The 1987-nt window shown below is 55.8% G+C and carries 1 rRNA gene; it reads left to right on the forward strand.

The window, feature by feature from the left end:
- Window positions 1-1979: ribosomal RNA gene (locus tag ACUJ8O_RS11440) — 23S ribosomal RNA — on the forward strand; the annotation flags it as partial.
- Between the last annotated feature and the right edge of the window lie 8 nt (window positions 1980-1987).

The following is a 1987-nucleotide window of genomic DNA, read 5'->3' on the forward strand; positions in this document are numbered from 1 at the left end:
AGGATGTGGAGTTGCTGAGACAACCAGGAGGTTGGCTTAGAAGCAGCCACCCTTGAAAGAGTGCGTAATAGCTCACTGGTCAAGTGATTCCGCGCCGACAATGTAGCGGGGCTCAAGTACACCGCCGAAACCGTGGCATTCAGTTTTGCTGGATGGGTAGGGGAGCGTCGTTCACGAGGTGAAGCCAGCGGGTAACTTCTGGTGGATTGTGGACGAGTGAGAATGCAGGCATGAGTAGCGAAAGACGGGTGAGAAACCCGTCCGCCGGATGACTAAGGGTTCCAGGGTCAAGCTAATCTGCCCTGGGTAAGTCGGGACCTAAGGCGAGGCCGACAGGCGTAGTCGATGGACAACGGGTTGATATTCCCGTACCAGTGAAGAACCGTCCATGTTGAGCCGGTGATACTAACCGCCCGAACCATCCCGAACCCCGTCTTTGACGGGGTCGGTGATGGGGAGCGCGGGACCTGAACCGGGGAGGCAAGCGCATTAACAGGTGTGACGCAGGAAGGTAGCCGGGCCGGGCAATGGAAATGACCTGGTCTAAGGGTGTAGGGCTGCCGGTAGGTAAATCCGCCGGCTGTATGCCTGAGACCTGATGGGCGCCCACATGGTGGGTGATCCGGTGATCCTATGCTGCCTAGAAAAGCATCGGCGCGAGGTTCAAACTGCCCGTACCCTAAACCGACACAGGTGGTCAGGTAGAGAATACTAAGGCGATCGAGAGAATCATGGTTAAGGAACTCGGCAAAATGCCCCCGTAACTTCGGGAGAAGGGGGGCCCCAACCTTGAGCACCACGTGCTGGTGTGAGGGGATCGGGGCCGCAGAGACCAGGGGGAAGCGACTGTTTATCAAAAACACAGGTCCATGCGAAGTCGTAAGACGATGTATATGGACTGACTCCTGCCCGGTGCTGGAAGGTTAAGGGGACCCGTTAGCTTCGGCGAAGCGGAGAACTTAAGCCCCAGTAAACGGCGGTGGTAACTATAACCATCCTAAGGTAGCGAAATTCCTTGTCGGGTAAGTTCCGACCTGCACGAATGGAGTAACGACTTCCCCGCTGTCTCAACCATGAACTCGGCGAAATTGCATTACGAGTAAAGATGCTCGTTACGCGCAGAAGGACGGAAAGACCCCGTGACCTTTACTATAGTTTGGTATTGGTATTCGGTGTGACTTGTGTAGGATAGGTGGGAGACTGTGAAGCGGGCACGCCAGTGTTCGTGGAGTCGCCGTTGAAATACCACTCTGGTCACTCTGGATATCTAACTTCGGCCCGTGATCCGGGTCAGGGACAGTGCCTGATGGGTAGTTTAACTGGGGCGGTTGCCTCCTAAAATGTAACGGAGGCGCCCAAAGGTTCCCTCAGCCTGGTTGGCAATCAGGTGTCGAGTGCAAGTGCACAAGGGAGCTTGACTGTGAGAGTGGCAGCTCGAGCAGGGACGAAAGTCGGGACTAGTGATCCGGCGGCTCGTTGTGGAACGGCCGTCGCTCAACGGATAAAAGGTACCTCGGGGATAACAGGCTGATCTTGCCCAAGAGTCCATATCGACGGCATGGTTTGGCACCTCGATGTCGGCTCGTCGCATCCTGGGGCTGGAGTAGGTCCCAAGGGTTGGGCTGTTCGCCCATTAAAGCGGTACGCGAGCTGGGTTCAGAACGTCGTGAGACAGTTCGGTCCCTATCCTCTGCGCGCGTTGGAAATTTGAGAAGGTCTGTCCTTAGTACGAGAGGACCGGGACGGACGAACCTCTGGTATGTCAGTTGTACCGCCAGGTGCATGGCTGATTAGCTACGTTCGGGATGGATAACCGCTGAAAGCATCTAAGCGGGAAGCCGGCTTCGAGATGAGATTTCCTTGCCCCTTTGAGGGTGTGAGGCCCCCAGCTAGAACACTGGGTTGATAGGCTGGATGTGGAAGCGAGGACTGAAGACTCGTGAAGCTGACCAGTACTAATAGGCCGATGACTTACACACACTCTTAT

It is taken from the genome of Micrococcus sp. EWR3.9.1 (assembly GCF_052615555.1).